Genomic DNA, 25,877 nt, shown 5'->3' on the forward strand with positions numbered 1-25,877 from the left:
CGGTCCTTGCGGCACTGCCCGGCGGTGTGGGCGCGCAGGCCGCCCCGGCCCCGGGATGCGAGACTGGTCCGATGTTGCGGATCGGCCTCACCGGAGGCATGGGAGCGGGCAAGTCGACGGTGGCGCGAATTCTCGCCGATCTCGGCGCGGTGATCATCGATTCCGACCTGATTGCCAGGGAGGTCGTCGCGCCGGGTACCGAGGGCCTGGCGGCGCTCGTGGCCGCGTTCGGCGCCGAGATCCTGGCGGCCGACGGCAGCCTGGACCGGCCCGCCCTGGCGGCCAAGGCTTTCGCGGACGACGAATCGCGCGCGACGCTGAATTCGATTACGCATCCGCTGGTGGGCAAACGTACCGCCGAACTCATTTCCGCGGCCGCGCCCGACGCCATTGTTGTGCAGGATATTCCGCTGCTGGTCGAAAATGGTCTCGCACCATTGATGAACTTGGTTGTTGTCGTCGATGTCGACGCGGAAACTCGGCTGCGCAGGCTGGTCGAATTCCGCGGCATCGCCGAAGCCGATGCGCGGGCGCGTATTGCCGCGCAGGCCACCGACGAACAGCGCCGCGCGGTCGCCGACGTGTTGCTCGACAACAGTGGCGCGCCCGCGGCGATCGAGGACGAGGTGCGGCGGCTGTGGCAGGACCGGCTGGTGCCGTTCGAGCGCAACCTCCGTGCCGGGACGCCCGCGCGCAAGAAAGACATCCGGCTGGTGCCGGCGAACCCGGACTGGGCCGTACAGGCGCAGCGGCTCATCGCCAGGCTGTGGGTGGCGTGCGGGGCGGCTGCATCGCGCATCGATCACATCGGCTCGACCGCCGTGCCGGAGCTGCCCGCCAAGGACGTGCTCGATCTACAGATCACCGTGGCGGACCTCGCGGCGGCCGACGGCCTGCGGGATGCGTTGGGGGCGGCGGGATTTCCGGTTCGACCGGAGATCACGGAAGACTGCCCGAGGCCGACGGCGCAGGATCCGGCGGGCACGGACGTCACGTTGTGGACCAAGCGCTACCACCAGAACGCCGACCCCGGCCGCCTCGCCAATGTGCATGTGCGCGTGGCCGGTACGCCCGGGCAGGAGTACGCGCTGCTGTTCCGTGACTGGCTGCGCGCCGACGCCGACGCACGCGCCGAGTACCTCGAGGTCAAGCGCGCGGCGAAGGCGAAGGCGACCGGCCTGACCGGCGAGGCGGCGACGATCGCCTACCTCGACGTCAAAGAGCCCTGGTTCGCCGCCGCCTACCCCCGCATGCAGGCTTGGCGGGATCGCTAGCGCCTTGCCGACCGGGAACTAGAGCCAGGTGAGGGTGACGCCGCGGGATTGCAGCCAGCGGTCCAGGCTGTAGTCGTGCGCGGCGATGCCGTCGATGGCGGTGGTCGCGGTCTCGATGGCGGCCTGGGCCTCGGCGGCGGTGAGTAGCCCGGCCGTGTGCGCGGCGAGCAGTTCGTCGACGTCGAGGAGTTCGGTGTCGCGGCCCGTGCGTACGACGATGTCGAGGTAGTGGTCCACCGACTTCCAGCGGTCCGGCTCCAGCTGGCGGAACTCGCCGAGGTCCAGGTAGAAGTCCTGGTCGCGCTGGTGCTCAGGGTTGTAGTGGAAGACGCTGGCCCGCAGCGCCAGGTCGGGCAGCAGCCACGATTCGATGTAGTGGAACTGCTCGTGGTCCGAGGTGCGTGCCATGTACAGGCCCCACGGCTCCACCTGGTACCGCTCGACCGGCCGCACGAATCCCTTGGGATCGGTGTTGGTCAGCGCCGCGAGGTCGAAGTACTCGACCTTGGGCCGATGTACGTCGACGGAAGGTGCCTGGGTCATGCATTCAGAATCTACCGCCGCCCCGCCGGAGTCGAGTGACCCGGCGGTTACATCCAGGTGAGGGAAATGCCGTGGGTGGCCAGCCAGTCCTCGACGCAGTGGTCGTTGGCGGCGAGGCCGTCCAGCGCCGCCGTCGCGCACTCGAAGGCCCGGTGCGCCTGTGCGGTGTCCACCAATCCGGCCGCGTGGGCGGCCAGCAGCTCGTCGACGCCGAGCAGTTCGACATTGTGGCCGCGGTGCACCTCGATGTCGAGGTAGTGGTCGACGGCCTTCCAGTGCTTCGGCTCGATCTCGGTGAACTCACCGATATCCAGGTGGAAATCGTGATCCACGTGATGCGCCGGGTTGCGGCGGGTCAGCGTCACGCGCAGCGAGAGCGCGGGCAGCAGCCAGCACTCCAGGTAGTGGCGGTGCGGGACGGGCACGATGCGGGCCATGTACACGCCCCACGGTTCGTGGTGGTAGCGCTCGACCTGACGGACGAAGCCCTTGCAGTCGGTGCTGGTGAGTTCCGCGAGGTTGAAGAACTCGACGCGCGGCCGGTGCGGTGGGTGCCCGGGCGGTAACACGGTGTTCGTTGCGGCGGCATTGGCGTTCTGATTCAGTCCGGGGACCGCTGCGCGGAGGTGCCGGGCGATAGTTCCTGCGAAGCCGGTGGTCGGCACGGTATTGAGCAATGGAATCAGACCTCTCATGGCTCTTGTTCTTCGCCACATCCGAACGCGTTGTCCGAACAACCAAATCAGCGTACACCTGGGGAATGGTGGGTGGGCGCAATGACGCGATATGTTTTTGGCTACGAATTGTGTTGCAGCAAGGGACAATTCGGACACATAACGGTGGCTGAAAGTGAAACGGCATTGGTGCGCCCGCGTTGTCTCGCTATGTGCGGCGGAACTGTGAACAATGGCGGCCGCGCGCATGCGGCCAGCGCCCGGGCTGCCAGGAATGGATTGCTGGGAATGCGCGAGCACCGACCGTCGTTCAATAACTCGGGACTCGGCGCGAGGACGCTACGGCGACACTGACCGAACCCGCTAACCAAGGGACTGTCGCGAAGTCCCATCCGGCGCCTCCGGGGGGCTGGATTTGCGACAGGCCGAGGTCCGCGGCAGCCACCGCCCGCGCGACCGCGAAATCTGTCGGTGGCTGGGCTTAGGCTGGTGAACATGGCATTTGCAACCGAGATTCCGACGGAAGGCTACGCGGAGAGGGCGGCGGCCGAGACGCCGCTCGCGCACTCCGAGCACCGGCCCGTCGGCGAGATCGAGCGCACCGACGGGCGCTTCCAGGTAGTCAGTGAGCACGTGCCCGCCGGCGACCAGCCCGCCGCCATCGAGGAGCTGGAACGCCGGATCAAGGCGGGGGAGCGCGACGTCGTGCTGCTCGGCGCCACCGGCACCGGTAAGTCGGCGACCACCGCGTGGCTCATCGAACGGCTCCAGCGCCCGACGCTGGTGATGGCCCCGAACAAGACGCTCGCCGCCCAGCTGGCCAACGAGCTGCGGGAGATGCTGCCGAACAACGCCGTCGAGTACTTCGTCTCGTACTACGACTACTACCAACCCGAGGCGTACATCGCCCAGACCGACACCTACATCGAGAAGGACAGCTCGGTCAACGACGACGTCGAGCGGCTGCGGCACTCGGCGACGTCGAGCCTGCTGTCGCGCCGCGACGTGGTGGTGGTCGCGTCGGTGTCGTGCATCTACGGCCTCGGCACCCCGCAGTCCTACCTCGATCGTTCGGTGCAGCTCGAGGTCGGCACCGAGGTGGACCGCGACGCACTGCTTCGCCTGCTGGTCGATGTGCAGTACACCCGCAACGACATGGCGTTCACCCGCGGCTCGTTCCGAGTGCGCGGCGACACCGTCGAGATCATCCCGTCCTACGAGGAGCTCGCGGTCCGCATCGAGTTCTTCGGCGACGAGATCGAGGCGCTGTACTACCTGCACCCGCTCACGGGCGATGTGGTGCGCCAGGTGGACATGCTGCGCATCTTCCCGGCCACCCACTACGTGGCGGGCCCGGATCGGATGGAGCGCGCGGTCCGTGACATCGAGACCGAGCTGGAGCAGCGGCTGGCCGAGCTGGAGCGGCAGGGCAAACTGCTCGAAGCGCAGCGGCTGCGCATGCGCACCCAGTACGACCTGGAGATGATCCGGCAGGTCGGCTTCTGTTCCGGCATCGAGAACTACTCGCGCCACATCGACGGCCGCCCGGCCGGCTCGGCGCCCGCGACGCTGCTCGACTACTTCCCCGACGACTTCCTGCTCGTCATCGACGAGTCGCACGTGACGGTGCCGCAGATCGGCGGCATGTACGAGGGCGACATGTCGCGCAAGCGCAACCTGGTGGAGTTCGGTTTCCGGCTGCCGTCCGCGGTGGACAACCGGCCGCTCACCTGGGAGGAGTTCGCCGAACGCATCGGCCAGGCGGTGTATCTGTCGGCCACCCCCGGCCCGTACGAGCTGGGCCAGGTCGGCGGCGAGGTGGTCGAGCAGGTCATCCGCCCGACCGGCCTGGTCGATCCGCAGGTCGTGGTCAAGCCGACCAAGGGTCAGATCGACGATCTGGTGCACGAGATCCGGCTGCGCACCGAGAAGGACGAGCGGGTGCTGGTCACCACGCTCACCAAGAAGATGGCCGAAGACCTCACCGACTATCTGCTCGGGCTCGGCGTGCGGGTGCGGTACCTGCACTCGGAGATCGATACGCTGCGCCGCGTCGAACTGCTGCGGCAGCTGCGGCTCGGCGAATACGACGTGCTCGTCGGCATCAACCTGCTGCGCGAGGGCCTCGACCTGCCCGAGGTGTCGCTGGTGGCGATCCTCGACGCGGATAAGGAAGGCTTCCTGCGCAGCAGCACCAGCCTGATCCAGACCATCGGCCGCGCGGCGCGCAACGTGTCGGGCGAGGTGCACATGTACGCCGACAAGATCACCGACTCGATGCGGCACGCCATCGACGAGACCGATCGGCGCCGGGCCAAGCAGGTCGCCTACAACACGGAGAAGGGCATCGACCCGAAACCGTTGCGCAAGAAGATCGCCGACATCCTCGACCAGGTGTACCGGGAGGCCGAGGAGACCGAGGTGGAGGTCGGCGGCTCCGGCCGCAACTCCAGTCGCGGTCGCCGTGCTCAGGGCGAGCCGGGCCGCGCGGTCAGTGCGGGCGTCTACGAGGGCCGCGACATCAAGTCGATGCCGCGCGCCGAACTCGCCGACCTGGTCAAGGAACTCACCGCGCAGATGATGAACGCGGCCCGCGAGCTGCAATTCGAGCTCGCAGGCCGGCTGCGCGATGAGATCGCCGACCTGAAGAAGGAACTGCGCGGCATGGACGCCGCCGGACTGAGTTGAGTGCCGGTGGCGGCGCGTCAGCCCTGAGTAGCCATCCACTCGTTGACGCGGCGTTCGGCTTCCTCGCGGGAGACCTCTTCGACCTTGGTGATGACGGCCCAGCGGTGGCCGAACGGATCGATGACTACGCCGAAACGGTCTCCGGTGACGAAGGTTTGGGGTTCCTCGGCACTGCGGGCGCCGTGTTCGATGGCGCGCTTGATCACCGCGTCGACGTCGGGGCAGTAGTGCACGATCGAGGTGTGCACCCACTCGCCGTTCGGGGCGAGCACATTGTTGTCCGGGATGGGCATGCCCATTTGGAGAGTGGAGTCGCCGATCTTCAGTTCGGCGTGCGCGGGCTGACCGTCCGGCAGATCGCTGCGGGTGATCACCTCGGCGCCGAAGACAGCGGAGTAGAAATCAATGGCCTTGTTGCCGTCGCCGACCGCGAGGAAACAGGTGATGGAGTGGTAGCCGTCGGCGATGGGGTTCACGGTGTTCGTCATGACAACAATCCTGGTCGAGCGGGTGGCGCCGGTCTTGTAAGAAAGCGACACGGTGCCAGACAGGAGCGAAACCATGCCGGGCAGCACTGATTCCGCGTCGGGGCTGCCCCGGAACCCGGTCGCGCCCGCGGACACCACCGGCATCCTGCACCCGGACGAACAGGCCAAGTACCGCTCCCTGGCCCGACTACCGGCCGGCCCCGCGGTGGACCGTTTCGTCGAGTGGTATTGGTCGGTGCGCTGGGATCTGCGCGGCCGGCCGCCGTACCGGGCGGAGGTGCTCTCCTACCCGAGCGTCAACGTCACCTTCGAGCGATCCGCAACCCGCACAGGCGGTTTCGTCACCGGCGTGTGCACGACGAAATTCATCCGGGAACTCGACGGAACGGGCGAGGTGTTCGGCGTGCGCTTCCGCGCGGGCGGCTTCGGCGCCTACACCGGACTCGACGTCGGTTCGTTCCGCGACACCACCGTCGACCTGACCGACGTCATGCCCGAGGCCCGCGGACTGACCGACCGCGTCCTGGCCGCGCCCACCGACGAGCAGCGCAGCGCCATGCTCGACGAGTTCCTCGCGGCCCGGCCCGCCGCCGACGATCCGACCTACCACTCGGTGCTGCGCATCATCGACGCGATGGCCGGGGATGCGGAGCTGACCAGGGTCGATCAGATCACCGACCGATTCGGCATACCCACCCGCACCTTGCAGCGGATGTTCCGGCGCTACGTCGGCGCCGGCCCGAAGTGGGTGCTGCGCCGTTACCGGCTGCAAGACGGCGCCGAACTCCTCGCGCGCGGCCGGACCGAAGATCTCGCCGCATTGGCCGCCGAACTGGGATACTTCGATCAGGCGCACTTCTCGCGGGAGTTCACCGCGGAAGTCGGAATGGCTCCACTGGAATACGCCAAGAATTCGCTACGCTCGCGCAACGAGGTCACCGCAAAGGTCTTGCCGACCAGGACATAGTTGCCGGGCCGACCGTATTCGACCATTCGACCACGGGCTCGGGAATACCTCCCGGAACTCTTAGTTGAATGTTGCACTACCTACTGTCAGCCAATTGAGGGAGCTGGACATGGATGTCGTGGTGTTGATCGGACGGGTGTTGTTCTCGGTGTTGTTCCTGAGCTCCGCGCTCGGTCACGTCATGCAGACCGAGGCGATGGCGGGTTACGCGGCGAGCAAGGGGGTGCCGATGGCGAAGCTCTCGGTGCTCGGCTCGGGCGCGCTGTTCGGCCTCGGCGGGCTGAGCGTGCTGCTCGGCGTGTGGGCCGATCTCGGTTCGCTGCTGCTCGCGGTGCTGTTGCTGGTGACCGCGGTGCTGATGCACCCGTTCTGGAAGGAAACCGATCCGCAGGCCAAGCAGGGCGAGATGGTCAACTTCAACAAGAACGTCGCGCTCGCCGGCGCCGCGTTGATGCTGTTCGCGTTCTTCGCCCACGTCGATGACCTCGGATTGACCATCACCGGACCGCTTTTCGACCTCTGATCTTGCTTGCCGCGCTAATATTGCGCGTCCTTTTACTGCAGGAGAGGAACACATGGACATCATCGGAGCGATTCTGGGCTTATTCTGGGCGAACTATCGGCAGTGGCCGTAATGGCACGCTAGTCCCAGGCTCGGACGGGCCCGTCCCGGTGCGAGATTCGCGCGCCGAGGCGGGCTGATGTCTGTTCGATCGACCCAGGTATGTGACGAATATCCCAGGGGGACAAGATCGTTCACGGGGGTTGTGCTCGATCACAGTTTACCGGCCGGGCAATTGTGTCCGCGCTGGTTGCCGATGCCCTTCCCGCATTTCCTGGCGAACGTGTGGCGCCAATACCCGGACACCCCTGATGTGATGTGTCGCGATTGCTGTTACTTCCGGTCTGTTTGCCGCTAGGGTCGATCCAAGTCGCTGCGCCGGGGCACGTCTTGGTGTGGAACCCGGACGTGGGCACCCCTTAAACCGCACAGTTGGAGGAGAGAATGACCGCCTACCGGACCATTGTTGTCGGTACTGATGGCTCGGACTCGTCATACGTCGCCGTCGAGAAGGCCGCCGCGCTGGCTGGAGTGTCCGCCGCGACCCTGGTCATCGCGTGTGCCTACTACCCGACCGACGATCGCGACGTGGCCGCCGCCGCCGATGTGCTCAAGGAAGAGGCCTACCAGGTGCGCGGGTCTGCCCCGACCAACGAGATCCTGCGCACCGCGCGGGACAAGGCCGCGGCCGCGGGCGCGGTGGACATCGTCGAGCGCGCCGTGGTCGGCGAGCCGGTCGAGTCGCTGCTCACGCTGACCAAGGAAGTGGACGCCGATCTGCTCGTGGTCGGTAACCGTGGGCTGAACACGCTGACCGGTCGCCTGCTCGGCTCCGTCCCGTCGGACGTCGCCCGCAAGTCGCGCTCGGATGTGCTGATCGTGCACACCGTTCGCTGACGGAACTTCGGAGAACTCCGCATTGCACCCATTGGTGTGATGCGGAGTTCTCTCGTTTCAGCCAGTTGTTTCCGACGTAGGGTGCGCGGCAGACGTACGACCGTTCGCAACGCAGAGCGCACCTTTCAGCGCAGCGCGCGCAACACCTCCGGCAGTTCCTCGCTGTGCACCACACCCAGCCGCTGCGTCGCACGGGTCAGTGCGACGTACAGGTCGTTGAGCCCACGCGGTGATTCGTCCAGGATCGCTTGCGGCTCCACCAGATACACCGCGTCGAACTCCAGCCCCTTCACATCGTGCACGGTCAGCACCCGCACCGATTCACCGGCCAGCTCGGCCAGCTCCTCGACCAGCGCGTGCGGCGCGATCACCGCGGTGGTGCCCGGCCCGGTCTCCCCGGCGACCAGCTTCGCGATCTGGTCGCGCACGTCGCTCGCGGCGACTCGGTATCCGCGCGGCGGATTTCCGCTGTCGCGCACCGAGCGCGGCGCCGACGCCGCCGGATCGATCGCGGCGAGCACGTCCGCGGCGACGTCCATGATCTCGGCCGGGGTCCGGTAGTTGACGGTCAGCTCGGTGAGCTTCCACCGTTTGGCCACATACGGTTCCAGCACCCGCTGCCAGGACGAGGCGCCGGCCGGGTCACCGGTCTGCGCGACATCGCCGACCACGGTGATCCAGCGATTCGGGATGCGCCGCATCACCATTCGCCAGGCCATCTCCGAGAGCTCCTGCGCCTCATCCACGATGACGTGCCCGTAGGTCCAGGTGCGGTCGCCCGCGGCGCGCTCGGCGGTGGTCTGCCTGGTGCGCACATCCTGGCGCTCGGCCAGCTGGCTGGCGTCGATCAGGTCGTAGGCCATCAGGATTTCCGGATCGAGGTCGTCTTCCAGATCCTGTGGCGCCGAACCGGTCAGGATGTCGAGCGCGTCCTGCGCCTCGGCCAGCTGCGCCCGCCAGCGGCGCCGGGAACGTTCGCGCTCCTCGGTGTCGTCCACGCCGAGCAACTCGGCCAGCTCGTCGAGCAGCGGGGCGTCGGCGGCGCTGAACTCGCCGTTGTCCGGCCGCACCAGCTCGGCGCGGTCCTCGGCGGACAGCGTGCTCGCGACTCGATCGAGCCGCTTGGGATCGGCGAGCAGATCGGCGAGCACGTCCTGCGGGGACAGCAGCGGCCACAACGTGCCGATGGCCTGCTGGATCTCCTGATCGGCCCGCATCTCGTCGCGGATCTCGGCGATGTCGGTGCGGCTCAACAGGCTCGGTCCGCCGGACAGGTCGCCGCCCATGGTCTCGGCCAGCTGATCGGTGAGCGCGTCGATCACCGCGCTGGTGAAGATCGGCCTGGCCAGGTTGTGCGGCCTGCGCGAGGAGCGCGCCCGGCCGCGGGCCTTGGTGGCGATCTTGCGGTCCAGCGTCACCGGGTAGCCGTCGAAGCTGAGCCGGATCGGTTCGGCCGGTACTTCCTGCCGGTCGCGGACCGCCTGCTTGAGCACCTCCAGCATGTCCAGCGAGCCCTTGATCTCGCCGGCCCGCAACGAATCCTCCCTGGCGGCTTTCACACCCGGGTAGAGGTCGCCGATGGTGGACAGCAGCACGCCGGTCTCACCGAGCGAGGGCAGCACCTGACCGATGTAGTCCAGGAAGGTGGCGTTCGGCCCGATGATCAGCACACCGCTTTTGGCCAGCTGCTGGCGGTAGGTGTAGAGCAGGTAGGCGGCGCGGTGCAGCGCGACGGCCGTCTTGCCGGTGCCCGGCCCGCCCTGCACGACCAGCACGCTCTTGTGCTCCGAGCGGATGATCGCGTCCTGCTCGTGCTGGATGGTCTCGACGATGTCGTTCATGTGCCCGGTGCGGGCCGCGTTGAGCGCGGCGAGCAGCGCGCTCTCGCTGCCGACCCCGCCGTCGTCGTCGGTCGCGCCTGCCCGGCGGGCGGCATCCAGGTCCAGGTACTCGTCGTTGATCGCGGTGACGCTGCGGTTGCGCGAGCGGATGTGCCTGCGCCGGGTCACGCCGTCCGGTGCGGCGGTGGTGGCCAGGTAGAACGGGCGGGCCAGCGGGGCGCGCCAGTCCAGCAGCAGCGTCTCGTAGTCGTCCTTCTCGTCGAGGATGCCGAGCCTGCCGATGTAGCGGTACTCGTCGGCCAGATCGATCCGGCCGAAACACAGACCGTGTTCGGCGGCATCGTATTTGGCCAGATCCTCGGTGTAGAGCTGGCTGAACGATTCACGCTCGCTACGCGCCTGCGGGGTGCCGCCGGATTCCAGCAGCACGGTGCGCAACCGGTTGCGCGCGTACTCGCGCATTTCGTCGAGCCGGTCGTACAGCACCGAGAGGTACGCCTGTTCCTGCTCGGTCTCGCGGGTCAGCTCCGGCGCGCCGTCATTGGCGGCACGATCCTGAGTGAGGTCGGGCAAACTGAACTCCTTCACCGCGATGAGCCGAGCGAACGCTACACACGCATGGCAATGCGCACGCGAACGCTCGGAAAACAAGGTTGTCGAGTCTACTGCGATTGCGGCGGGCTCGCCGTAACCGCTGGTGTACCGGTGATCGCGTCGCCGGCTCGCCGTGGTGTGCGACGGCCGTCGGCGCGCTCTGTGGGGTTGTGTACGGATGCTGTGTCAGTCGATCACTGGCGTGCTGTGTTGATCAATCACCGGCGAGAAGTGCTCGACCACCGGAAATGGCTCATAGAAGTGATGCAACAGCTCCTTCCACTTCCGGTATTCCGGCGAGCCGCGAAAACCTTCGACGTGATCGCTGAGCCGCTCCCATTCCACCAGCAGCAGGTAGGTGCCGGGCGTCTCGACACAGCGGCTGAGCGACAGCGACCGGAACCCGGGCATGCTCGCGATGATCGGCCGCGCGCGGGCGAAGGCGGCTTCGAAATCATCGGCCAATTCCGGCCGGACAGGCAGCAGCGCGTGTTCGAGAATCATGGGTGGAGCATGTCAGGACGCGTGCGTGCTGTTCGGCCTGCGTCCCTTGCTGACCGCGCCCTCGCGGTGCCCGGTCGGCTTGGCCCGGTACATCGCCAGATCCGCGTCGTGCAGGACGGCCTCGGGGGTGCGGCGGTCGCCCACGGTGAGCGGGGTGACGCCGATCGAGGCGTTCACCTCGATCCGGTGCCCGCGCGCGATGATCGGCTCGGCCATCGTCGAGCGCAGCCGGGCCACCAGCGCGTCGATATCGACTCGCCGGGTGCGTCCGGACAGCAGCACCAGGAATTCGTCGCCGCCGAGCCTGCCGACCAGGTCGTCACCGCGCAGCGCGCGCTGCAACCGTTGCGCGACGATCTGCAGCACGGTGTCGCCGATGGCGTGCCCGAGCGTGTCGTTGATCGCCTTGAACCCGTCCAGGTCGATGAACAGCACGGTGGACACCGGCAGGTCCTCGCTGGTGGCGAGCGCGCCCGCCAGCTGGGACAGGATCAGCGACCGGTTCGCCAGCCCGGTGAGCGAGTCGTGGGTGGCTTGGTATTCCAATTGCCTTCTGCTGGCCCGGAATTCGGTGATGTCGGCGAACGAGGACACCGCCGAGGAGCGCGGATCGTCGGGGTTGAGCAGGCGGCTGCTGCCGGAGAGCCAGCGCCGCTGCCCGTCGGCGCGGTCGACGCCGAAGACGTAGCCGGTGATGGTCTCGCCGGTGGCCAGCGTGCGGGCGATGGGGTGGCGGGTCGGCGGGAGTGGTTGCGCGTTCGCGTCGAGCAGGGTCATCGGCAGGGACTGGATGGTTTTGCCGATGAGCTCGTCACGGGCGTTCTCGCTGCCGAAGATGCGCATGGCCGCCGGGTTGGCCGACTCGATGCGACCCTCCGGATCGATCACCACCACGCCCTCCTCCAGCTGGGAGACGACCGTGGTGAAGTGCTGCTCGGCCAGGTGCTGCGCGGCTTCGGCGTGGCGCTGGGCGGTGAGGTCGTGGATGACCACCTGATAGGCGAGGTGGTCGTGCCAGGCGGTGAGCACCGACACGGTCTCCACCGGCACCGGGACACCGTCCACCCGGACCAGCGTCATCTCGGTCGGTACCGAGGCGGCGCCCTTGGTGGTGAGGTGGCTGATCCGCTCCAGCATGCCGGGGATCGAGCCGGGGTGGACGAACTGGGTGAGTGGCTTGCCGATCACGTCGTCGGCGCTGTCGGCGGCGAGTAAACGCACGGTGGCAGGGTTGACGTAGACAACGACACCGCGCTCGTGCACGCAGATGCCGTCGGGCGTGTGCTCGACCAGAGAACGGTAGCGCTCAGCTAGCTGCTCGGCGGCGTCGACCGCAGCGGCTACCTTGTCCTCACCCACTCGAACCCCCGATCGTCGACCCGATTATGGCCATTGGAACATGGGATTATTCTGGTATCGACGTGCAGGAGATCACAGCGTCGACGCTATTGCTTCGATCACAGTTCGAGCACTTGATCGGGCTCTGTCTGGTGATCATTACAGAACCGGTTCTGTAAGAAACTTCTGGCCGACCGCAGATCGGCCCAGGAATCGGTGAAGGAGCGATGCTATGCCGGACACCATCCCGAACAACCGACAACAGCATCAAGATCATATGACGTTCGCCGGGATCGGTGCCGTCACGGCATACGGCTGGGGTCGTGAGGCTTTGTGGCACGGCCTGCTGAGCGGGAAGTCGGCCGCCTCGGTGCAGTCGGGCTACGGCCCGGGTCGTGATCAGGATGCGTGGGTGTCGCTGGTGCCCGACGGTGGCGACCACGCGGTCAGCACCAGCCGGTACGGGCGAGCCATGCACGAGTCGGCCCGCGAGGCGATCACCGATGCGCTGGCGCGGGGATGGCAGCCCGGCCGGACGGTCGGTCTGCTGCACGCGATCGTGCTCGGTGACGTGGTCAACTGGCGTGACTTCTACCTCGTCGATCACGGCCATCGCCGATCCCGCGACTACATGCGGTTGATCCCGTCCACGCCGATCTCGGTGCTCATGCAGGAATACGGCTTCCACGGACCCGCCATGAATGTGTCCGCGGCGTGCAGTTCGGCCAATGTCGCGCTGATCACCGCGCAGCTCTGGCTCGACGCGGGCATCGCCGACGACGTGGTGTGTATCGCCACCGACATGTCCGCCACCCCCGACATGGTCGAGCACTTCGTCGGCCTCGGCGCCGCGGTGACCGACACCGAACCGCTGGACGGGTGCCGTCCGTTCCAGGAGGGCAGCCGCGGTTTCAGCTTCGGCGAGGCGTCGGTGGCGTTCGTGCTGAGCCGCTCGGTGGATCGGCCCTACGCGGCGATGCTCGGTGGCGGGATGACCAACGACGCCTATCACGTGGTGTCGGTGGACCCCACCCACGAGCAGATCTTCGAGTGCACCCGCCGTGCCCTCGACAATGCCGGGGTGGCCGCGCAGGACGTGCGCTATTTCAACGCGCACGGCACCGGTACGCGGCAATGCGAGATGGCGGAGCGGGACCTGATGACCAATCTGTTCGACGATCGGCCGCACATCTACGCGCTCAAACCGCTGGCGGGTCACTGCCAGGGTGCGGCAGCCGGTGTCGAGGTGGCCGTGGCCGCGCTCGGGTACGACCGCGGCATCGTGCCAGCGGCGCCGATCGTCGCGGCACCGCATCCGCGGCTGCTGGATGGACCACAGCCGTTCGAGGGTGGCATCACCGCGAAACTGTCGCTGGGGATGGGCGGCAACAACTCTGTCGTGGTGCTCGGGCCTGCCGATTGAGGTTGGCGGCACAACTCGGCCTCGTCGACGCACGACCTCGTCTCGTCGACGTTCCGCGCCGACGCGTCGGCGCACGACTCCGTCCCGTTGATGCTCGGCTCGGTCGCATGACGGTGCGCTGAGTCTTCGCGGCATGCACTGGTTCACGGCAGCGGCACCGACCAGCACAGCCGGGTCCCCGGCATGGCGTCGTCCGTCGTGTTGCCCGCGGGGCCGACGCTGAACTGTCCGTCGGCCTTCTCCGCGCGCTGCTCCAAGTTGCGTAGTCCGCTGCGCACCACGTGATTCGGGATGCCCCAGCCGTTGTCGGTCACCGCGATGGTCAGATCGTCGTCGACACTGATCTCCACCGCGACAGTATCCGCCCCCGAGTGCCGGACCGCATTACTGACGGCCTCGCGCACCACGGCTTCGGCGTGATCGGCCAGTTCGGCTTCCAGCACCGACAGTGGGCCGGTCACCGAAAAGGTCGACCGCAGTGGGGTTTCGGTGGTCTGCTGACGGATCGCCTGCTCGAGCCGCTGCTGCAGCGGATTGCCGTGGCCGCCGTGCAGGTCGAAGATCGAGGTACGGATCTCCTGCACCACCTCTTGCAGATCGTTGACCACGGTCGAAAGGCGCTGCCGCACTTCGGGAACGGTAGCCCGGGCGACGGCGCCCTGCAGGGTGATGCCGACCGCGAACAGGCGCTGGATGACGTGGTCGTGCAGGTCGCGTGCGATCCGATCACGGTCGGCCAGCAGATCCATCTCGCGCATCCGCAGCTGTGCGTCGGCCAATTGCATGGCCAGCGCGGCCTGATCGGTGAACGCGGCGGTCAGCTCGACCAGCTCGTCGGAGTACGGCGCGGCGCCGACGGGGCGCACCGTGGTGAGCACACCGAGCGTGCTGTCGGGGGTACACAGCGGCAGGATCAGCAGCGGCCCGGCGTCGGGTAGCGCGAGGCCGACGCTGATCGCGCTCGCGTCGTCGAAGCGCAGCGGGGTGCGCCGGGTGAACGCCTCGCCGAGCGCGGTGCCCTCGGTCTGCACGGCCTTGTCCGCGTATCCCGCACCGGGACCGCACCATTGGGTGACCGCGAGCTCGCCGGCCTCGTCGGGGCCGGTGAGGAAGGACTGGTGCGAGCCGGTCAGCGTGCGGGCGTGCTCGACCACGTGCGCCAGCACATTGGCGGACCGGTTACCCGCCAGGAATTCGGTGGCGATGTCGCGGGTCGCCGCGATCCACGCCTGCCTGGTGCGCGCCGATTCGTAGAGCCGCGCGTTGTCCACCGCGATGCCCGCGGCCGCCGCGAGGGCCTGTACGAGTACGTCGTCATCGTCGGTGAAGGGTTGCCCGCCTGCCTTTTCGGTCAGATAGAGGCTGCCGAACACCTCGCCGCGGATCCGCACCGGCACCCCGAGGAAGGTGTGCATCGGCGGGTGGTGCGGTGGAAGGCCAACGGAGGCAGGGTGATTGGTGAGTTCATCGAGCCGGAGCGGTTTCGACTGGTTGAACACGACGCCGAGTACGCCGTGGCCTGCGGGCAAACGCCCGATGGCACTGCGGGTTTCGTCGTCCATGCCCTCGTCGATGAACTGCACCACCTGCTGGTCGTGGCCGCGCACGGCGAGCGCGCCGTAGCGGGCGTCGACCAGGCTGGTCGCGGTGCGCACAATGGTGCGCAGCGTCTCGTCCAGGTCGAGCCCGGAGGTGACGGCGAGCATCGCCTCGACCAGGCCGTCCATCCGGTCGCGCGAGTCCAGAATGAGTTCGACACGCTCCTTGACCTCGCTGAGCAACTCGCGCAGCCGCAGTTGCGAGAGGGTGTCGCGCACGGAGTAGGGGTCGGTGCCGCGGTCCTCGGTCATCTCGGTTTCCCCTTGTGGTGCGCGCGTGAACTGCGCCTCGCGCCAGTCTAGTTCGCCCTTGGGGGACTTTCGGCCCTGTTCGCCGGGGCATTGCGATGGTGATATGGGGCGACGGGATCGAATTCGAAGTCAGGGCGTGTCACATGAAGTCGTCGGGATTGCTGCATCCGTCCGCACCACAACATTGGCTGACCGCGAGTGATCTCGATTTGGCGGTGACCACGTTCGGCGCGGTGCCGGACGTGGACGTGACGCGGGCGGTCCGGGCGATCGGCCGGGTGCTGCGCCGCCACCATCTCGACGCGGCGACCAGGGTCCGGGTCACCGCGCCGCCGGAGACCGACGCGGTGACCGTGGTGCAGGCCAATATTCGTTGCCGCGGCGTCGCCACCCGGGTGCAGGTGACCGGCCCCGGTGGGTTCGCGGTCACCTTCGCCGCCGAACGGCTGGACCGGCAGCTGGCCCGGCTCGCGACGACCAAGGGCCGGGATTGGCCCGATCCGGCCCGCCCGCCGCTGGCGCAGGTCACCGAGCCGCGCCCGATCGTGCGCCGCAAGCCGTTCGAGCTACTCACCGGCACCCCCGGCGAGGCGACGGCGGTGATGGACGCGATGGACTACGACGCTTACCTCTTCACCGACAGCGAGACCGGCGTGGACGCGGTGGTGGCCTGGGGTGACCCGCTCGGCGTCCGGCTGTCCCGTCAGGATGCGGTGACGAACAGCCCGCACCGGGTGAATTCGCTACCGATCGCGGTGGATCCGGAACCGGCGCCCGTCCTGGACGAGGACCGGGCCGCGCAGATTCTGTGTCATCACGGCCTGCCGTTCCTGTTCTTCACCGACTCGATCGACGGCCGCGGCCGGCTGCTGTACCGCCGTTACGACGGCGATCTGAGCCTCGTAGAACCGGCCTGACGGCTCCCGGTGTCCGTACGAACCGGTCTGACGGTGAGGGGCGTCTGAAGCAACCGGCCTGACAGTCAACGGTTTACCGGTGGGGCGCAGCCACGGCCTCCCGGTCAGCTCAGCGGGGCAGACCAGTGCACCCGCGTACCACCGTCGGCACCGCGCTCCACACTGCATCGCCCCTCCGATTCGCCGGCCCGCTGCGCGAGATTGGCCAGCCCACTGGCGGTTACGTCGCCGGGCACGCCGGAACCGTTGTCCTGCACCAGGATGGTCAACTCGTCGCCGACGGTGATCTCGATCGTCACCACGTCGCCACCGGAATGCCGCACGGCGTTGCTGACCGATTCGCGCACAACGGCTTCCGCGTGGTCGGCCAGCGCGGACCCGACCACCGACAGCGGCCCGTCGACGCGCAGCCGCGCCCGGATCGCGGTCGCCGCGGTCTGCTGCCGGATCGCATCCTCCAGGCGCCGCCGCAGCGAGGCACCCGTACCGCCGTGCAGATCGAAGATCGTCGTGCGTATTTCGTGCACGATCTCCTGTAGCCGGTCGATCTCGTCCGAAAGCCGTTGCCGGACTTGCGGATCGTCGACCCGCGCGGCCAGGCCCTGTAGTCCGAGCCCGACCGCGAAGACCCGCTGGATGACGTGATCGTGCAGGTCGCGTGCGATCCGGTCGCGATCGGCGAGCACGTCGAGTTCACGGGCCCGGCGCTGCGCCTCGGCGAGCTGCATGGCCAGGGCGGCCTGGTCGGTGAACGCCGCGGTGAGCGCGACGAGCTCGTCGGAGTACGGCGCGGCGTCGGCCGCACGCACCACAATGAGCACGCCGAGCACAACTCCGGCCGTGTGCAGCGGCAGGATCAGCGCGGGCCCGGCCGCGCCGACCGGCACCCCCAGATCGATGCCCTGCGCATCGGCCAGGTGCACCGTCGTTCGCTCCGCGAAGGCCTTGCCCGTGGCGGTGTCGGTGAGCCGCACGATGCGCTCCGCGTCCGGCGCGGCCGCCCGCGACCATTGCGCGACAACGAGTTCGGTGGCCTCTTCGGGTGGGATGCCCGGCTCGACCACCGCGAGGATCGCCTGCGCCGACTCGGTCAACGTGCGCGCGTGCTCGACCACCTGCGCGAGCACCCGCTGCGATTCGGTACCGGCCAGGAACTCGGTGGCGATGTCCCTGGTCGCCTCGATCCACGCCTGCCGGGTGCGGGCCCACTCGTAGAGCCTGGCGTGGTCGACGGCGATGCGGGTGGCCGTGTCCACGATGGCGCGCAGGGTGTCGATCACGGAGTTCGGCACGGCGTCCGTCATGTCGCGGGTTCAGCGCTCGCCGAGCTTGCTGGCCAGCACCGCCGCCTGGGTCCGCCGCTCCATGCCGAGCTTGGCGAGCAGCCGCGACACGTAGTTCTTCACCGTCTTCTCGGCCAGGAACATTCGCGCCGCGATCTGCCGGTTGGTGAGGCCCTCGCCGAGCAAAGCGAGCAGCCGCCGTTCCTGTTCGGTGAGCCCGGCCAGCGGGCCGTCGTCGTCGGGGGCGCCGTCGCGCAGCCGGGCCCGCAACGCGGCGGCGGCTCGGTTGTCCAGCAACGAGCGGCCCGCGCCGACCGCTTTGATCGCGGCGGCCAGTTCCATGCCCTTGATGTTCTTCACGACGTAGCCGCTGGCCCCGGCCAGGATGGCGTCGAGCATCGCCTGGTCGTCGGTGTAGGAGGTGAGAATCAGGCAGCGCAGCCCCTCGACCTCGGCCAGCAGATCGCGGCACAGTTCGATGCCGTTGCCGTCGGGCAGTCGCACGTCGAGCACCGCGACCGCGGGGCGCAGCACCGGGATTCGCGCCATCGCCTGCGCGACATCACCCGCCTCGCCGATCACCGTCAGCTCCGGGTCGCCCTCCAGCAGATCGACCAGGCCGCGCCGGACGATTTCGTGGTCGTCTACGAGAAATACCTCGAGCACGGCGGCCTCCCTGTCGTCGTTTTCGCCGAAACGAGCCTGCGCGAATTCCTCGAGTAGATAACGAGGTTCCGGGTAAGCTTGCAATGAAGTCAACCAGAGGGGCCGTGGGCAGCGGAGCCATAAGGCTCATATGTACGTGGGAACTCGAGATGACATATTCAGCGACACTAGATTTCAGCGCGATCTTCGGATCGCCGCGCACCTGTCCGGGATGCGGATCCAACGCAGTCGATGCCTTTGATGAACTACCCGATATTTCGGTGCGCTGCGGTGGCTGCGGCGCGCAGTGGGGTTCCGCCGAGGAAGGCCGAGGCGTCGAAGAACGCAGGCTCCCATGAGAATCGGGCAGATAGTTCCGCCATGGGTACCGGTACCACCGCCCGCCTATGGCGGCACCGAATCGGTAGTCGCCAATCTTTCCGTCGGCCTCGACATGCTCGGCCACGACGTGCACCTTTTCACGGTGGGTGAATCCACCTGCCCGGTGCGCCGCTACTCGCTGTACGAGCAGCCGACCAGCCAGATCGGCGTCGGTGAGGCCGAGCTGATGCACGTGCTCGCCGCCTACGAGACGCTGGCCGACGTCGACATCATCCACGATCACACCTCACTCGGTCCGTTCGTCGGCGCCATCCAGGACGGACCGCCGGTCGTGGTCACCAACCACGGCCCGTTCTCGGAGATGCGCCAGGAACTGTTCCGCTCGATGGCGCGCCACGCGCACATCGTCGCGATCTCCGAGTCGCAGCGGCGGATGGCGGGCAGCGTGCCGATCGCCGAGGTGATCCATCACGGAATCGACCTCAACACTTACAAATACGGCCCCGGTGGCGGGGGATATGTGGTGTTCGTGGGCCGGATGAACGAGGAGAAGGGCGTGCACCGCGCGGTGCAGATCGCCCGGCTGGCCCGGCGCAAACTGCTCATGATCACCAAGATGCGCGAACCCGAGGAGCGCCGCTACTACACTGAGCGGGTGCGTCCACTGATGGGCCCCGACGACCCCGAACCGCGCGAGGAACCGACCGCGCGCCGGGTCGAACTGGTGCGCCACGCCGACGCGTTGATCAATCCGATCGAATGGCCCGAACCCTTCGGGCTGGTGATGGCCGAGTCGTTGGCTTGCGGCACACCGGTTCTCGCGTTCCCCAACGGCGCGGCCCCGGAGATCGTCGACCACGGCAGGACCGGATTCCTCTGCCGCGACGTCAACGAAATGGTGGACGCCCTGGACAAGGTGCACACGCTGGATCGCCGGGCTTGCCGCACGGCGGCCGAGCAGCGGTTCGGCAGGCTGCGGATGGCGCGCGACCACGAACGGCTCTACCGCCGCATCGTGGCCGAGCGGACGACCCGGGTCATGGTGCCCACTCCGGTGGCGTGAGTTCGCCGAGCGCCCCCGGGGCGAGGCCCTGTGTCGAAGTCCCATCCGGTGCCTCCGGTGGCTGGATCGCCGCCTGGCCGCGTTGTCGTCGTCGCCGATACAAACCCGGTATCGGCAACTCCTCCGCCTTGCCAGGCGACGATCCAGCCACCGGATGCATCCGGCCGGACTTCGACACAGGGCCTAGCGCGTGACCCATCCCTGGGGCGACGGCTCGGATACGGAGGCGCCGACGGCAATCAACGCTGGGGTCACCCTCGTCGAGGGCTCGACCTTCTGCATCAGCGACGTCAACGGCGCGATCACGCCGAATCGCGCGGCGGGCTTGTTCGTTCGCGACACCAGGGTGCTGTCGTACTGGCGGCTCACTGTCGACGGACTGGAACCGCAACCGCTCACCGTGCGCTACGACGAGCCGTACAGCGCGACGTTGCTGGCCCGGACCGCGCCGCGGGCGGGCACCGCCGACAGCACCGCGCTGGTGATCATCGGCAGGCATGTCGGCGACGGCATGCGTGAGGACCTGGTGGTGCGCAACCTGTCCAGCGTGCCGTTCGACTGCACGATCAGGTTGGAACTGGACGCCGATTTCGCCGATCTGTTCGAGGTGAAGGAGGGGCGCACCGGCCGCGAACAGGTGATGGTCACGGCGGCGCGGGCGACGGACGGCGCTATCCAGATCAGCCGCGAAGAGCTCGGCATGGCGGTGACCGTCAGTGGCAGCTCGGCCACCGCGACGGGCCGCGAACTGTGCTGGCAGGTAAGCCTTCCCGGACGTGGGGAATGGTCCACCTGCATCGAGTACCTGCCCGCCCTCGGCACCGATATCGCACCGCCGCGCTACCCCTGCGGCACGCCGGTGAACCGCAGCGCGCCGGCACAGCGGTTGCGCGAGTGGTACGCCAACTCGCCGACCGTGCACACCGAGGACGAAACCCTCGCCTCCGTGCTGCAACGCACCCTGACCGACCTCGGCGCGCTGCGCATCTTCGACCCGGACCACCCCGAACGCGCGGTGGTGGCCGCGGGCGCGCCCTGGTTCATGGCGCTGTTCGGCCGGGACTCGCTCCTCACCTCCTGGATGGTGCTGCCGCTGGATCGCAGGCTGGCCGTCGGCACGCTGCAGAGCCTGGCCGATCTCCAGGGCAAGAAACTGCACGCGACAACCGAGGAGCAGCCGGGCCGGATCCCGCACGAGGTGCGCTTCGGCCGGGCGGCCACGCTGCTGCTCGGTGGCGGCACCGCCTATTACGGCACCGCCGACGCCACGCCGCTGTTCGTCATGCTGCTCGGCGAGTTGTACCGGTGGGGGCTGGACGCGCGGATCCGCGACGAACTGCTGCCGCACGCCGATCGCGCGCTGGAATGGATCGAGCGCTACGGCGACGCGGACGGCGACGGTTTCGTCGAATACCAGTGCGCCGCCGAACACGGCCTGGCCAACCAGGGCTGGAAGGACTCCTGGGACGGGGTGAACTTCGCCGACGGCACGCTGCCCGAGGCGCCCATCGCGCTGGCCGAGGTGCAGGGTTACGTCTACGCGGCGTATCTCGCACGGGCCACGCTCGCCGCGGGTAGCGGCGACCACCAAGCCGCGGAGCGCTGGCGAGGCAAGGCCGCACAGTTGAAAACCGCGTTCAACGAGGCGTTCTGGCTGCCCGACAAAGGCTGGTACGCGATCGGCCTGGACCGGGACAAGCGACCGATCGACGCGCTCAGTTCCAATATCGGGCACTGCCTGTGGACCGGCATCATCGACGACGACAAGGCCGCGCGGGTCGCCGACCACCTGCTCTCGCCGGAGATGTTCAGCGGCTGGGGGATCCGCACGCTCGCCACCTCGATGGGCGCCTACAACCCGGTCAGCTATCACAACGGCTCGGTGTGGCCGCACGACAACGCGATCTGCGCCGCCGGTCTGATGCGCTACGGCTTCACCGACCACGCGAACCGGGTGGTCTCCGCCGTGCTCGACGCCTCGACCCGCTTCGGCTACCGGCTGCCCGAACTCTTCTGCGGATTCGATCGCGCCGAGTTCGACATCCCCGTGCCCTATCCGACGTCGTGTTCGCCGCAGGCCTGGGCGGCTGCCGCACCGTTGCTGTTTTTGCGTACCCTGTTGAGACTGGAACCGAGTGTTCCGGAGGGGGTGCTGTCGGTCGCACCGGTGGTCCCCGCTCGCTATCTGCCGCTACGCGTGGGCGGACTGCGGGTCGGCTCGAATGTGCTGTCGGTCACGGTCGACGCTGAGGGCTGGCAGGTCTGCGGTTTGTCCGGCGACCTGCGGCGGACCGAGCACTGAGCCTGGCGGAACCCACCGCGATATCGCCGGCGCGAGCGCCGTTGTAGCTGGTACACCTCGCGCGAGCGAAACTTGTCGGTGGGCGCGTTTAGCATGACGGCCGGATACGTCTGGACGCCGTTTGTCGGTTCATCTGAACACGATCGAGAAGGGAAACACCTGGTGGCGGAACGCCTCACTGTGCGCGGAGCTCGGGAGCACAACCTGAAGGGGGTCGACCTCGACCTGCCCCGCGACAGTCTCATCGTGTTCACCGGACTGTCCGGCTCCGGCAAGTCGAGTCTGGCGTTCGACACGATCTTCGCCGAGGGTCAGCGGCGGTACGTGGAGTCGCTGTCGGCGTACGCGCGGCAATTCCTCGGGCAGATGGACAAGCCCGACGTCGACTTCATCGAGGGGCTCTCGCCCGCGGTGTCGATCGACCAGAAGTCGACCAACCGCAACCCGCGCTCGACCGTCGGCACCATCACCGAGGTGTACGACTACCTGCGCCTGCTCTATGCGCGCGCGGGCACCCCGCACTGCCCGGTGTGTGGCGAGCTGATCGCCAAGCAGACCCCGCAGCAGATCGTCGACCAGGTGCTCGCCATGGAGGAGGGCATCAAATTCCAGGTGCTCGCGCCGGTGGTGCGCACCCGCAAGGGTGAGTTCGTCGACCTGTTCGACCAGCTGAACACCCAGGGCTACTCCCGGGTCCGGGTCGACGGCGTGGTGTATCCGCTGACCGATCCGCCGAAGCTGAAGAAGCAGGAGAAGCACGACGTCGAGGTGGTCGTCGACCGACTGTCCGTCAAGCACAACTCCAAACAGCGCCTCACCGACTCGATCGAGACCGCGCTGCGGCTGGCCGACGGCATCGTCGTGCTCGACTTCGTCGACCGGGACGAGCACGCGCACGACCGGGAGCGTCGCTTCTCCGAGCGGCTGGCCTGCCCGAACGGGCACCCGCTCGACATCGAAGATCTGGAACCCCGGTCGTTCTCGTTCAACTCGCCCTACGGCGCCTGCCCGGACTGCACCGGACTCGGCATCCGCAAAGAGGTCGACCCCGATCTGGTGGTGCCCGACCCGGCGCTCAGCTTGAACGATGGTGCCATCGCGCCCTGGTCGCGCGGCCAGACCGCCGAGTACTTCACCCGGCTGCTGTCCGGCTTGGCCGAGGCCGTCGGTTTCTCGATGGACACCCCGTGGGAGAAGCTGCCGCTCAAGGCGCGCAAGGCCGTGCTCGAGGGCAGCTCCGACCAGGTGCACGTCTCCTACACCAACCGCTACGGCCGGAAGCGTTCCTACTACGCCGATTTCGAGGGCGTGATGCCGTTCCTGCAGCGGCGCATGGAGAGCACCGAGTCCGAGCAGATGAAGGAGCACTACGACGGGTACATGCGCGACGTGCCGTGCCCGGTCTGTGACGGTGCCCGGCTGCGCCCGGAGATCCTCGCGGTCACCATCAACGCCGGTGGCGACAACAAGTCCATCGCCGAGGTCAGCGACCTGTCCATCGGGGAGTGCTCGAAGTTCCTGAACTCGCTCACGCTGGGCGAGCGGGAGGCCGCGATCGCCGGGCAGGTGCTCAAGGAAGTGCAGGCGCGGCTCGGGTTCCTGCTCGACGTCGGCCTGGAATACCTGTCGCTCTCCCGGGCCGCGGCGACGCTGTCCGGCGGTGAGGCGCAACGTATCCGGCTCGCCACCCAGATCGGCTCCGGACTGGTCGGCGTGCTCTACGTGCTCGACGAGCCGTCCATCGGCCTGCACCAGCGGGACAACCGGCGGCTCATCGAAACCCTCACCCGCCTGCGCAATCTCGGCAACACGCTGATCGTCGTCGAACACGACGAGGACACCATCCGGGCCTCCGACTGGGTGGTCGACATCGGCCCGCTGGCCGGTGAGCACGGTGGGCGCGTGGTGCACAGCGGCCCCTACCAGGAGTTGCTCACCGAGCCCGAATCCCTCACCGGCGCTTACCTTTCCGGCCGTGAGCGGATCGAGCTGCCGCTGGTTCGCCGCCCGATCGACAAGAAGCGCCTGCTCACCGTGGTCGGCGCGACCGAGCACAACCTGCGCGGTATCGACGTCAACTTCCCGCTCGGTGTGCTCACCGCGGTCACCGGCGTCTCCGGTTCCGGCAAGTCGACGCTGGTCAACGACATTCTGGCGACCGTGCTGGCGAACAAGCTCAACGGTGCGCGGCAGGTGCCGGGCCGGCACACCAGGATCAAGGGGCTGGACGACCTGGACAAGCTGGTCCAGGTGGACCAGTCGCCGATCGGCCGCACCCCGCGCTCCAATCCGGCCACCTACACCGGGGTGTTCGACAAGATCCGCACCCTGTTCGCGTCGACCACCGAGGCGAAGGTGCGCGGCTACCAGCCGGGCCGATTCTCCTTCAACGTCAAGGGCGGTCGCTGCGAGGCGTGCTCCGGCGACGGCACCCTGAAGATCGAGATGAACTTCCTGCCGGACGTGTACGTCCCGTGCGAGGTCTGCCACGGTGCCCGCTACAACCGGGAAACCCTCGAGGTGCACTACAAGGGCAAGACCATCGCCGAGGTCCTCGACATGTCGATCGAGGAGGGCGCGGAGTTCTTCGAGCCCATCAGCTCCATCCACCGCTACCTCAAGACCCTGGTGGACGTCGGCCTCGGCTACGTCCGCCTCGGCCAGAGCGCCCCCACCCTGTCCGGTGGCGAAGCCCAGCGCGTGAAACTGTCCGCCGAACTCCAGAAGCGCTCCACCGGCCGCACCGTCTACATCCTCGACGAACCGACCACCGGCCTGCACTTCGAAGACATCCGCAAGCTGCTCAAGGTGATCAACGGCCTCGTCGACAAGGGCAACACCGTCATCGTCATCGAACACAACCTCGACGTCATCAAGACCGCCGACTGGGTGATCGACATGGGACCCGAAGGTGGCTCCGGCGGCGGCATGGTAGTCGCCGAAGGCAGCCCGGAAGACGTTGCCGCCGTAGCCGAAAGCTACACCGGGCAGTTCCTCCGCGAAGCGCTGGAACAAGCCGAAGCCCCCAAGAAGGCGCCCGCGAAGAAGGCGTCGGCCACCAAGGCCTCGCCCACCAAGGCGGCCGCCAAAAAGGCCCCCGCAAAGAAAGCCACCAAAGCGGCCGACAAGCCGACCGAGGCACAAGCGGCGGCGAAGACCGCCACCAAGCGTTTGGCGCGCAAAGCGGCCGCGCTGCGCTGAGTACACCGCGATCGCGCCCCGACGAATAGCCGGGGCGCGACCGTTGTTTACGCCCATCCGTCGGTCGGCGCCCGGTACTCGTCGGTGTCCGGAAACGCTCGCAACGCTGGCCCGGCCGTGCGCGAATCACGTTGTGCCGGAACTGCTTTCTCAGTACTCCCGCGCCGGATCCGGGCTCATCCGCCCGGCAGCTATCAACACCTGCCGGGCGGCCGCCTTCCGTGGGCAGTCCTGTATCCGGCATCCGCGATGCCGCTGCATAGTCCAATGCGCATCGGACACGGTCAGCGGCTGGTCAGGCGCGTCGTGCGGACCGGGTCCGGTGCCGTGGGACTCGACACGCCGACGCTCAGCTCTCCATTCGGCCTGAACGCGGTCCACGATCTCTTGCACGGACATGCCGTCCGGCTCGGCCTCCCGCCACCAGTTGAACCCCACCGCTGCCACCCCTGTCGTCGAGTCGGGACACGTCCTGCACCTG

General features: G+C 67.8%; 19 protein-coding genes. 10 read left to right on the top strand and 9 right to left on the bottom strand.

The window, feature by feature from the left end; genetic code table 11:
• Nucleotides 1-71: 71 nt before the first annotated feature.
• On the top strand, nucleotides 72-1,274 hold the full coding sequence (gene coaE, locus NN4_RS11580) for a dephospho-CoA kinase (protein WP_147129927.1): 1,203 nt from the start codon (nucleotides 72-74) through the stop codon (nucleotides 1,272-1,274).
• A gap of 18 nt (nucleotides 1,275-1,292) precedes the next feature.
• On the opposite strand, the gene NN4_RS11585 is transcribed toward coaE, so the two are convergent.
• Both NN4_RS11585 and NN4_RS11590 read right to left on the bottom strand, forming a co-directional pair.
• Complete coding sequence (locus NN4_RS11585) at nucleotides 1,293-1,817, bottom strand: ribonuclease FAU-1 family protein (RefSeq protein ID WP_147129928.1); 525 nt, start codon at nucleotides 1,815-1,817, stop codon at nucleotides 1,293-1,295.
• 47 nt (nucleotides 1,818-1,864) lie between these two features.
• Nucleotides 1,865-2,512 carry a ribonuclease FAU-1 family protein gene (locus NN4_RS11590; protein WP_147129929.1) on the bottom strand — a complete coding sequence of 216 codons (648 nt, stop codon included), beginning with the start codon at nucleotides 2,510-2,512 and terminating at the stop codon, nucleotides 1,865-1,867.
• Between the two features lie 474 nt (nucleotides 2,513-2,986).
• On the opposite strand from NN4_RS11590, the gene uvrB reads away from it, so the two are divergent.
• The gene (gene uvrB / locus NN4_RS11595; RefSeq protein WP_246180828.1) at nucleotides 2,987-5,179 is read left to right on the top strand and encodes an excinuclease ABC subunit UvrB; all 2,193 of its coding nucleotides are present in this window, start codon (nucleotides 2,987-2,989) and stop codon (nucleotides 5,177-5,179) included.
• 17 nt (nucleotides 5,180-5,196) lie between these two features.
• On the opposite strand, the gene NN4_RS11600 is transcribed toward uvrB, so the two are convergent.
• Entirely contained in the window at nucleotides 5,197-5,667 is a 471-nt protein-coding gene (locus NN4_RS11600; protein ID WP_147129930.1) for a VOC family protein, read from the bottom strand.
• A 73-nt stretch (nucleotides 5,668-5,740) separates the two neighbouring features.
• Here NN4_RS11600 and NN4_RS11605 point away from each other — a divergent pair, with 73 nt between their 5' ends.
• The 3 genes from NN4_RS11605 (at nucleotide 5,741) to NN4_RS11615 (ending at nucleotide 8,093) form a co-directional block, all read left to right on the top strand.
• Nucleotides 5,741-6,634, top strand: a complete 894-nt coding sequence (locus NN4_RS11605; RefSeq protein WP_147129931.1) for a helix-turn-helix domain-containing protein — start codon at nucleotides 5,741-5,743, stop codon at nucleotides 6,632-6,634.
• 94 nt (nucleotides 6,635-6,728) lie between these two features.
• The gene (locus NN4_RS11610; RefSeq protein WP_308633311.1) at nucleotides 6,729-7,157 is read left to right on the top strand and encodes a DoxX family membrane protein; all 429 of its coding nucleotides are present in this window, start codon (nucleotides 6,729-6,731) and stop codon (nucleotides 7,155-7,157) included.
• Between the two features lie 483 nt (nucleotides 7,158-7,640).
• Entirely contained in the window at nucleotides 7,641-8,093 is a 453-nt protein-coding gene (locus tag NN4_RS11615) for a universal stress protein (RefSeq protein WP_014983412.1), read from the top strand.
• A 125-nt stretch (nucleotides 8,094-8,218) separates the two neighbouring features.
• Here the strand turns inward: NN4_RS11615 and NN4_RS11620 are convergent, their stop codons facing one another.
• The 3 genes from NN4_RS11620 to NN4_RS11630 all read right to left on the bottom strand — a co-directional run bounded on the left by NN4_RS11620 (nucleotide 8,219) and on the right by NN4_RS11630 (nucleotide 12,391).
• Nucleotides 8,219-10,507, bottom strand: coding sequence for a HelD family protein (locus NN4_RS11620; protein WP_371865646.1), 2,289 nt, complete (start codon nucleotides 10,505-10,507; stop codon nucleotides 8,219-8,221).
• A gap of 207 nt (nucleotides 10,508-10,714) precedes the next feature.
• Nucleotides 10,715-11,032, bottom strand: coding sequence for an antibiotic biosynthesis monooxygenase family protein (locus NN4_RS11625; protein WP_147129932.1), 318 nt, complete (start codon nucleotides 11,030-11,032; stop codon nucleotides 10,715-10,717).
• Nucleotides 11,033-11,044: 12 nt separating this feature from the next.
• A complete protein-coding gene (locus tag NN4_RS11630; protein WP_147129933.1) occupies nucleotides 11,045-12,391 on the bottom strand; it encodes a diguanylate cyclase domain-containing protein in 1,347 nt (448 codons plus the stop codon).
• A 211-nt stretch (nucleotides 12,392-12,602) separates the two neighbouring features.
• On the opposite strand from NN4_RS11630, the gene NN4_RS11635 reads away from it, so the two are divergent.
• The gene (locus NN4_RS11635; RefSeq protein WP_246180829.1) at nucleotides 12,603-13,793 is read left to right on the top strand and encodes a beta-ketoacyl synthase N-terminal-like domain-containing protein; all 1,191 of its coding nucleotides are present in this window, start codon (nucleotides 12,603-12,605) and stop codon (nucleotides 13,791-13,793) included.
• A gap of 143 nt (nucleotides 13,794-13,936) precedes the next feature.
• Here NN4_RS11635 and NN4_RS11640 read toward each other — a convergent pair whose 3' ends face one another.
• Nucleotides 13,937-15,643 (bottom strand): sensor histidine kinase, encoded by a 1,707-nt coding sequence (locus NN4_RS11640; RefSeq protein WP_147129934.1) that lies wholly within the window; start codon nucleotides 15,641-15,643, stop codon nucleotides 13,937-13,939.
• Nucleotides 15,644-15,786: 143 nt separating this feature from the next.
• On the opposite strand from NN4_RS11640, the gene NN4_RS11645 reads away from it, so the two are divergent.
• Entirely contained in the window at nucleotides 15,787-16,560 is a 774-nt protein-coding gene (locus NN4_RS11645; RefSeq protein WP_147129935.1) for a sigma 54 modulation/S30EA ribosomal C-terminal domain-containing protein, read from the top strand.
• Nucleotides 16,561-16,664: 104 nt separating this feature from the next.
• Here NN4_RS11645 and NN4_RS11650 read toward each other — a convergent pair whose 3' ends face one another.
• Both NN4_RS11650 and NN4_RS11655 read right to left on the bottom strand, forming a co-directional pair.
• On the bottom strand, nucleotides 16,665-17,864 hold the full coding sequence (locus tag NN4_RS11650; RefSeq protein WP_147129936.1) for a sensor histidine kinase: 1,200 nt from the start codon (nucleotides 17,862-17,864) through the stop codon (nucleotides 16,665-16,667).
• Nucleotides 17,865-17,873: 9 nt separating this feature from the next.
• A complete protein-coding gene (locus NN4_RS11655) occupies nucleotides 17,874-18,509 on the bottom strand; it encodes a response regulator (protein ID WP_107655305.1) in 636 nt (211 codons plus the stop codon).
• A 334-nt stretch (nucleotides 18,510-18,843) separates the two neighbouring features.
• On the opposite strand from NN4_RS11655, the gene NN4_RS11660 reads away from it, so the two are divergent.
• From NN4_RS11660 to uvrA, 3 genes are all read left to right on the top strand, one after another.
• Nucleotides 18,844-19,893 (top strand): glycosyltransferase, encoded by a 1,050-nt coding sequence (locus NN4_RS11660; protein ID WP_147129937.1) that lies wholly within the window; start codon nucleotides 18,844-18,846, stop codon nucleotides 19,891-19,893.
• A 190-nt stretch (nucleotides 19,894-20,083) separates the two neighbouring features.
• Entirely contained in the window at nucleotides 20,084-22,195 is a 2,112-nt protein-coding gene (locus tag NN4_RS11665) for an amylo-alpha-1,6-glucosidase (protein ID WP_147129938.1), read from the top strand.
• Between the two features lie 162 nt (nucleotides 22,196-22,357).
• Entirely contained in the window at nucleotides 22,358-25,396 is a 3,039-nt protein-coding gene (gene uvrA, locus NN4_RS11670; RefSeq protein WP_147129939.1) for an excinuclease ABC subunit UvrA, read from the top strand.
• Nucleotides 25,397-25,877: the final 481 nt, after the last annotated feature.

The organism is Nocardia ninae NBRC 108245 (assembly GCF_007990755.1).
GTDB lineage: Bacteria > Actinomycetota > Actinomycetes > Mycobacteriales > Mycobacteriaceae > Nocardia > Nocardia ninae.

Coding starts and splice junctions, on each gene's coding strand:
- NN4_RS11660 (WP_147129937.1), top strand. CDS start 18,844: ATGAGAATCGGGCAGATAGTTCCGCCATGGGTACCGGTACCACCGCCC.
- NN4_RS11640 (WP_147129934.1), bottom strand. CDS start 15,643: ATGACCGAGGACCGCGGCACCGACCCCTACTCCGTGCGCGACACCCTC.
- uvrB (WP_246180828.1), top strand. CDS start 2,987: ATGGCATTTGCAACCGAGATTCCGACGGAAGGCTACGCGGAGAGGGCG.
- NN4_RS11615 (WP_014983412.1), top strand. CDS start 7,641: ATGACCGCCTACCGGACCATTGTTGTCGGTACTGATGGCTCGGACTCG.
- NN4_RS11605 (WP_147129931.1), top strand. CDS start 5,741: ATGCCGGGCAGCACTGATTCCGCGTCGGGGCTGCCCCGGAACCCGGTC.
- NN4_RS11590 (WP_147129929.1), bottom strand. CDS start 2,512: ATGAGAGGTCTGATTCCATTGCTCAATACCGTGCCGACCACCGGCTTC.
- NN4_RS11635 (WP_246180829.1), top strand. CDS start 12,603: ATGCCGGACACCATCCCGAACAACCGACAACAGCATCAAGATCATATG.
- coaE (WP_147129927.1), top strand. CDS start 72: ATGTTGCGGATCGGCCTCACCGGAGGCATGGGAGCGGGCAAGTCGACG.
- NN4_RS11600 (WP_147129930.1), bottom strand. CDS start 5,667: ATGACGAACACCGTGAACCCCATCGCCGACGGCTACCACTCCATCACC.
- NN4_RS11650 (WP_147129936.1), bottom strand. CDS start 17,864: ATGACGGACGCCGTGCCGAACTCCGTGATCGACACCCTGCGCGCCATC.
- NN4_RS11625 (WP_147129932.1), bottom strand. CDS start 11,032: ATGATTCTCGAACACGCGCTGCTGCCTGTCCGGCCGGAATTGGCCGAT.
- NN4_RS11585 (WP_147129928.1), bottom strand. CDS start 1,817: ATGACCCAGGCACCTTCCGTCGACGTACATCGGCCCAAGGTCGAGTAC.
- NN4_RS11645 (WP_147129935.1), top strand. CDS start 15,787: ATGAAGTCGTCGGGATTGCTGCATCCGTCCGCACCACAACATTGGCTG.